The organism is Xanthomonas cannabis pv. cannabis (assembly GCF_000802365.1).
Taxonomy (GTDB): domain Bacteria; phylum Pseudomonadota; class Gammaproteobacteria; order Xanthomonadales; family Xanthomonadaceae; genus Xanthomonas; species Xanthomonas cannabis.
In genome coordinates this window covers 1-7,231 of the sequence record NZ_JSZE01000150.1, presented here as the reverse complement: position 1 = coordinate 7,231, position 7,231 = coordinate 1, and the positions used below count along the sequence as shown (strand labels likewise).

6 protein-coding genes are annotated in these 7,231 nt (G+C 63.0%); 5 read left to right on the top strand and 1 reads right to left on the bottom strand.

Annotated features, from left to right (window positions below):
- The first annotated feature begins 887 nt into the window (after positions 1–887).
- The 5 genes from OZ10_RS18640 (at position 888) to OZ10_RS18620 (ending at position 6,378) form a co-directional block, all read left to right on the top strand.
- A complete protein-coding gene (locus OZ10_RS18640) occupies positions 888–3,386 on the top strand; it encodes a ribonucleoside-diphosphate reductase subunit alpha (protein ID WP_039406407.1) in 2,499 nt (832 codons plus the stop codon).
- A gap of 173 nt (positions 3,387–3,559) precedes the next feature.
- Positions 3,560–4,603: a ribonucleotide-diphosphate reductase subunit beta gene (locus OZ10_RS18635; protein ID WP_024712257.1), complete on the top strand. Its 1,044-nt coding sequence runs from the start codon at positions 3,560–3,562 to the stop codon at positions 4,601–4,603.
- Positions 4,604–4,773: 170 nt separating this feature from the next.
- On the top strand, positions 4,774–5,256 hold the full coding sequence (locus OZ10_RS18630; protein ID WP_039406401.1) for a flavodoxin: 483 nt from the start codon (positions 4,774–4,776) through the stop codon (positions 5,254–5,256).
- Positions 5,228–5,554 carry a thioredoxin family protein gene (locus OZ10_RS18625; protein WP_039406398.1) on the top strand — a complete coding sequence of 109 codons (327 nt, stop codon included), beginning with the start codon at positions 5,228–5,230 and terminating at the stop codon, positions 5,552–5,554. Before OZ10_RS18630 ends, OZ10_RS18625 begins: the two co-directional genes overlap by 29 nt.
- A 416-nt stretch (positions 5,555–5,970) precedes the next feature.
- The gene (locus OZ10_RS18620) at positions 5,971–6,378 is read left to right on the top strand and encodes an acyl-CoA thioesterase (RefSeq protein WP_039406396.1); all 408 of its coding nucleotides are present in this window, start codon (positions 5,971–5,973) and stop codon (positions 6,376–6,378) included.
- Positions 6,379–6,478: 100 nt separating this feature from the next.
- On the opposite strand, the gene OZ10_RS18615 is transcribed toward OZ10_RS18620, so the two are convergent.
- Entirely contained in the window at positions 6,479–6,994 is a 516-nt protein-coding gene (locus tag OZ10_RS18615; RefSeq protein ID WP_010369841.1) for a hypothetical protein, read from the bottom strand.
- Between the last annotated feature and the right edge of the window lie 237 nt (positions 6,995–7,231).

Below are 7,231 nucleotides of genomic sequence, written 5' to 3'. Positions count from 1 at the left end.
ATCAATAAATTTGCGACGCTGTTTCTTCGCTCTTCAACAAACCACCAGCCAACTGTCTGGTGCGGTGCCCTTACCGATTGCGGGACCGTTGGCGGCATGGATGCCGCCAACGAGCCCCCATGGACGGGTTAACGGCGTGTCCCGCGAGCGGTGAGGGCACCGCGCCCTCGACCAGGCGTGAAGACAGCCAAGTGACCGCGAGACGTACCGTGCCGGCGCCTTGATCTGATTGCTCAATACCGGCAGATCAGGCGGAGAGCGGATCATCTGCGCCGTTGCTGCAGTCCCCTTCATGGCAGTGGCGGCCCACTGTGACCGGCTGCAGCATCGAGACGTGCGGCGGTCGTCCCAGCCGAACCCGACCAGTCAGCAGAAAGCCGGTTTGGGCCTTGACTGCGCAGTCCACTTGGACAGGTTCGCCGGCCCGGGACGACCGTTCGTCAGACAGTTCTTTGCGCTACAAGGGTTTGCGGGTTTTTCCCACATTTGGTGTTGACCCCTCCCGGGTACCCCACTATCTTGGGGGAGTCGGTGGTTGGTCGCACAAGGCGGCCGGACCAGTGGGAGCACGTATCGCGGCGGGGCCGCGGTCGAGGGCCTCCCCGCCGCGGTCGTACTCATGACTACAGCCATCCGGGCCTCGGCCTGGGTTTGGTGATGTGGTCTTGTGGCGCCGCTGCTGTTTCGCCACCGACCACCACGCGACAGCACACCGCGCGGTGGCGGCCGTGGAATCTCCGGTGAGGAGATGGCTGGTGATGTCGATGCCGCCGCAGACGTCTGTCTTGCGTGCCGCTCGCCCTGCACCGTCATCACTGTCCAGGGAGTCCGGATCCGGCCGCAACTCGCTCCCCGAGCGGGTTCGTGTGCCTACGCATGGAGGACGCATGACCACCAACGACACCCTTTCCGCGATCGCCGCCGGTACCGCAACACCCACCAGCGTCTCCGCCAGTGTCGCCGCGCCTGCCTGTGGCGCGCCGGAATTGACCGACCCGTCGGACATCGTGCCGCCTCCCCGCCAAGCCATTGCAATGCACGCACAGACCATCGAAGAACAAAACGTCTCCACCTGGATCACCAAGGAAGCGGGCAATCGCAAGATTCCGTTCGAGCCGGAGCGCCTGGAGCGCGCCATCGACCAGATCCATGCCGAGTTCCCGCAGCTGGACGTGGCCGACTACAAGCGCTCGGTGTTCGGCTTTGTCGAGCGCAAGGACAGCGTCAATGCCGACGACCTGGTCGACCACCTGATCCGCGAGGCCGAAGCCCGCGTCGATCTGACCACCCCGGAGTGGGAGCACTTCGCTGCGCGTCTGTACCTGCGCCGGCTGTACAAGCGCGCCAGCCGCAACCGCTTCTACGACGCCAGCCAGAAGTACGGCTCGTTCGTGGGCCTGCAGGAAAGCCTGGCCGACCGCAATGTCTATTCCAACGACATCCTGCGTCGCTATTCCAAGGACGAGCTGATCGAAGCCGGCAAGATGATCGAGCCCGAGCGCGACAAGCTGTTCGCCTATAACGGCCTGTATCTGCTGGCCACCCGTTACCTGGCCACCGACAACTCGCGCGGCGTGTTCGAGCTGCCGCAGGAGCGCTGGCTGACCATTGCGCTGTACCTGATGCAGGACGAGATCGGCACCGGCAAGGGCAGCCGCGAGCGCCGCATGCAGCTGGTGGGCGAGGCCTACTGGGCGCTGTCCAACCTGTACATGACGGTGGCAACGCCGACGCTGGCCAATGCCGGCAAGGTCGGCGGCCAGCTGTCGAGCTGCTTCATCGACACCGTCGACGACAGCCTGCAGGGCATCTACGACTCCAACACCGACGTGGCGCGCGTGTCCAAGCACGGCGGCGGCGTCGGCGCCTACCTGGGCTATGTGCGTTCGTCGGGTTCGGCGATCCGCGGCGTGTCCAACTCGTCCGGCGGCGTGGTGCCGTGGATCAAGCAGCTCAACAACACCGCCGTGTCGGTGGACCAGCTGGGCCAGCGCAAGGGCGCCATCGCGGTCTACCTGGACATCTTCCACCGCGACATCGAAGCGTTCCTGGACCTGCGCCTGAACAATGGCGACCAGCGTCTGCGCGCGCACGACGTGTTCACCTCGGTGTGCATCCCCGACCTGTTCATGGAAGCGGTCGAGCGCCGCGGTGACTGGTACCTGTTCGACCCGCACGAAGTGAAGCGGATCAAGGGCTGGTACCTGCAGGACTTCTTTGATGAGAAGAAGGGCGACGCCAACAGCAGCTTCCGTCGCAAGTACGAGGAAGTGGTTGCCGACGAGCGCATCACGCGCAAGACCGTCAAGGCGATCGACATCTTCAAGCGCATCATGGTCAGCCAGCTGGAAACCGGCAACCCGTTCATGTTCTACCGCGATGAAGTCAATCGCAAGAACCCGAACAAGCACGAGGGCATGGTCTATTCGTCCAACCTGTGCACCGAGATCCTGCAGAACATGAGCCCGACGCGGATGATGCAGGAGATCATCAGCGGCAATCAGATCGTCACCACCAAGAAGGCGGGCGACTTCGTCGTGTGCAACCTGTCCTCGATCAACCTGGGCCGCGCGATCACCGTGCAGGCCGACCAGGCCGATCTGCTGGGCGCCGACGTGCTGGAGCGCTTGATTCCGATCCAGGTGCGCATGCTCGACAACGTGATCGATCTGAACCAGCTCCCCGTGCCGCAGGCCACCATTACCAACCAGAAGTACCGTGCCATTGGCCTGGGCACCTTCGGTTGGCATCACCTGCTGGCACAGAAGTCCATCCACTGGAATGCCAAGGAAGCCGAGGACTACAGCGACGAGCTGTACGAGCGCATCAACTACCTGACCATCCAGGCGAGCATGGAGCTGGCCAAGGAAAAGGGCACCTACAGCGTGTTCCGCGGCAGCGACTGGCACACCGGCGAGTACTTCCGTGCGCGCGATTACAACAGCCCGCAGTGGCTGGAGCTGTCCGCGCAGGTGGCGGTCAACGGCGTGCGTAACGCGTGGATGCTGGCGGTTGCGCCGAACATGAGCACCGCGCAGATCGCGGGTTCCACTGCGTCGATCGACCCGATCTACAGCGCGTTCTACTACGAAGAAAAGAAGGACTTCCGTCGCCCGGTCGCCGCGCCCGGTCTGTCGCTGGAGACCTGGCCGTACTACGAAAAGGGCGCCTACAAGGTCGACCAGTTCGCCAGCGTGCGCCAGAACGCGCGCCGCCAGCGCCACGTGGACCAGTCGATCAGCTTCAACTTCTACGTGCCCAGCACCATCCGTGCGAGCACGTTGCTGGATCTGCACATGACCGCCTGGCGCGAAGGCTTGAAGACCACGTATTACGTGCGCTCCAACGATATCGATATCAGTGAGTGCGAGTGGTGCAGTAGCTAAGCGCATTCGCGCTTCGCTTCCACGGTTCGCCTTGCGAACCGTGGACCCTGCTTCACCAGCTTCCACACCCCGCGCCTTCGGCGCGCCCCCTGACTCAGGGGGCTTTCCTCCAGAATGATTGCTGCTGTCGTCCCGCTGCACGCGCGCGACGCCTGAAACACGAGTAGAGACCCATGTCCGCAACACCGCTTGAACGCATCAAAATTCTTGAGCCGCGTCACCCGAACCGTTCGACTAGCATCATCAACGGTCAGACCTCGGGCATCCTCAACTGGAACGACATCCCGTACCCGTCCTTCTATCGGGCCTACAAGGAACTGTCGACCAACTTCTGGATCCCCGACGAGGTGGACATGAAGGGCGATGCGCGCCAGTACAACGAGCTGTCGGCGCGCGAAAAAAATGCCTACGATTCGATCATCGGTTTGCTGGCCACGCTGGATTCGCCGCAGACGCGTTTCATCTACAACGTGGCCGAATACATTACCGACCCGGCCGCGCATGCCAATGCCGCGATCATCGGCCAGCAGGAAGTGATCCATAACGAGAGCTATAGCTACGTGCTGGCCTCGATCACCGGCCTGGCCGACCAGAACCGCGTGTTCGAAATCGCGCGTACGCACCCGACCATCATCAAGCGCAACGCGCCGATCATGGGCGCCTACGAAGACTTCATGCGCGAGAAGACGGCCGAAACGCTGATCCGTTCGCTGATCCAGTCTTCGATCCTGGAAGGCATCAACTTCTATTCCGGCTTTGCGTATTTCTACAATCTGGTCCGCCAGAACCGCATGACCGGCACCGGCAAGATCATCAGCTTCATCAACCGCGACGAGCTGGCGCATTCCAAGTTCATCAGCGAACTGATTCGCGCCATCATCGGCGAGAACCAGGCATTGCAGGGCGACGAGCTCACCGACTACGTGCACAAGGCCTTCGAACACGCGATCGACCTGGAAACGGTGTGGACCGCCGAAGTGCTGGACGGCATCGACGGCATCGACGTCGACGAGATGATCCGCTACGTGAAGTACCGCGCCAACAAGATGGCCGGCATGCTCGGCATCGAGAAGCTGTACGAAGGCGCCAACGACAACGTGATGCCGTGGATCAAGGCCTACGCCGACAACTTCACCGAGACCAAGACCGACTTCTTCGAGATGCGCAATGCCTCGTACAAGAAGACCAATTCGGATAACGGCTTCGACGATCTGTGAGGAGCCGGGATTCGGGATTGGGGATTCGTTGAAGCGCCGGGATTAGGCATTCGAGATTTGCGATTCGTCACAGCAGCATTTGCGCTAAGACATATCGATTAACGACCTTCAATGAGGTACCAGTTGCCGCCTTTGCGAATCCCTAATCCCGACTCCCCAATCCCCGCCCCATGAACATCCTGCTCGCCCTGGCCTCGTTGAGCGGTAACACGCGTGATGTCGCGCGCAGTGTTGCACTGCGCTGCGAAGCGGCCGGGCATGCGGTGACATGGTTGGAAACCGATGTGCAGCGGCTGGACCAGGTGCCGCATGCGCACGAACAGTACGAGTTGTTTCTGCTTGGTACCTGGACCAGCAACGGCGGCCGTACGCCAGCAGAGATGAAACGTTTCATCGTCGAACTGGTCGACACGCTGGGCAAGCCGCCGCGTGTTGCTGTGTTCGGCACCGGCGAAACGCAGTGGGGCGAAGAGTATTTTTGCGGGGCGGTGCATCGCATCGCGCACTTCTTCGACAGCCCGTTTCCCCGTTTGACCATCGAACAGATGCCTCACGGCCAGCGTGATGCGCAGGCCATCGCCGCCTGGACCGACGAGGTTCTGGCCCAATGCAAGAACGATCCCAATGCAGACCATTACCGTCACGTCGCCTGAGCACTACACCCAGACCCTGGCCGCGCATCCGCGCGCGCTGGTGGATTTCTACAAGGACAATTGCCCCGGCTGCCGGATGCTGGACATGTCGCTGGACAAGTTCGCCAACAGCGAAGCCGCCAGTGGCGTGGCCTTGCTGAAGGTCAAGCTGGAAGTGGTGGGCGAGGAATTCTTCCGCGACCTGGGCCTGCGCCAGACGCCGACCCTGGCGTTGTACCGCGATGGCAGTGAGGTGGCGCGCCTGCCTGGCTTCCAGTCGCCGGCGCAGGTGGAAACTGCGGTCAGGACCAGCCTCTGAATCATCGGTAGGTCCGAGCGCCCGCATGCGCAATGGCGGTGCTTCCCCGGAGGAGCGGCCAGGTCCGCGCCGGTCGCCGTACGCACCAACGTCTTCGTAGGAACGGCCAGGCAGCGATGGCGTGAATGGTCACGAGTACGCACCGACGCTTCGTAGGAGCGGCCCTGGCGCGAGGACTTACCGATACCGCCAAGCAGCGCGCCATCGATATCCAGCAGATGGCACGCTTCTGCATCCAGACATGGCCCGCTCAGTCGCACCTGCTCCAGGACGCCGCATTCCCGTCAGCAAGCACCTCACTACGCTCCCGCGCACGCCGCTGCGTCCAGCGGCCTGCCTTCCAGCGTCACTGCTGCTGCGATCGCAGCGGCACGCACGGCGTCGGCCACCAGCGCTTTCCCCAACGGATCATCACCATGTCAGACAGCTCGCAGACCCACCCGCCGATCGAAGCGCGCATGGCCGAGATCGTGTTCCCCAACCACACCAACCACATGGGCACGCTGTTCGGTGGCCAGGCACTGGCGTGGATGGACAAGGCCGCATTCCTGGCGGCCTCGCGCTATGCGCGGCGCGCAGTGGTGACCGCGCGCTCGGACCAGGTGGATTTCAAGTTGCCCATCCGCCAGGGCCAGATGGTGGAAACCATCGCGCGCGTGGTGTCGGTGGGGCGTAGCTCGATCAAGGTGGAAGTGGAACTGATCGCCGAAGACCTGCTCAGCGGCGCACGCGAACTGTGTACGCGCGGGCACTTCGTGATGATTGCGCTGGATGCCGACGGCAAGCCGACGTCGGTACCGCCGCTGCCGTCGGCCGCCGAATGACCGGGCGACGAGCGGCGAACTAAACGACTGCGCGGCCTCCTGAGAAGCGCCGGCAATGCCGGAACTTCTGGCGACCGCCCGCGACGATCGGCAGCCGCGCTTACTCCTGCACTTCGCGATCCTCGCGCTTGGTCTCTTCCATCGCCTCCGGTTCCAGTTCTTCGGCGCTGCGATTGAGTTTGACGAACACGCCCCACGCGATGAGCAGCAAGGCCGCGCATGAGCCAACCGCTGCGGCGTATGGCAGCTTGGCCGGGTCGGCGTGCATCAGCTCGAAGATGGACACCAGCGTCTCGATTGCCAGCGCGATCACGATCACCACGAAGAAACGCGACAGGTAACGCCGTACGCGCGTGGGCCCGCTGACCTTGACGTCGCGCAGGATCTCTTCTTCGAAGATGGTCTGCCCCAGTTCCAGCGTCACCAGCGCGACCGTCAGCAGGCCGACCGCTTCCAGCACGACATTGAAGCGGTCGCGCACCACCATGTCGCCGCCGGGGGTAAAGCCATGCCACAACTCCAGCCCGGCCATGGTCACCAGGCCCGCCGCGCACAGCACGAAGAACGCCAGGATCACGAAGTGACCGGCACGGAACAGGTGACTGAGCAGTTTCATGGCAGGCGCGACAGGAAAGGGATGCAGAGCATCATGGGCCTGACGTCGCGGCCGCGCGAAGGCTGCGCCCAATTGGCCGGCTTCATCCGGAGTGCCCCTCATCCGGCGCTTCGCGCCACCTTCTCCCGCAGGCGGGAGAAGGGAGGGGCTAGGTGCAGGGCTAGGTGCGGGGGGTAAAGTGATACGTCCACTGCAGCGCTGATGATCTTTCCCTTCTCCCGCCTGCGGGGGAAGGTG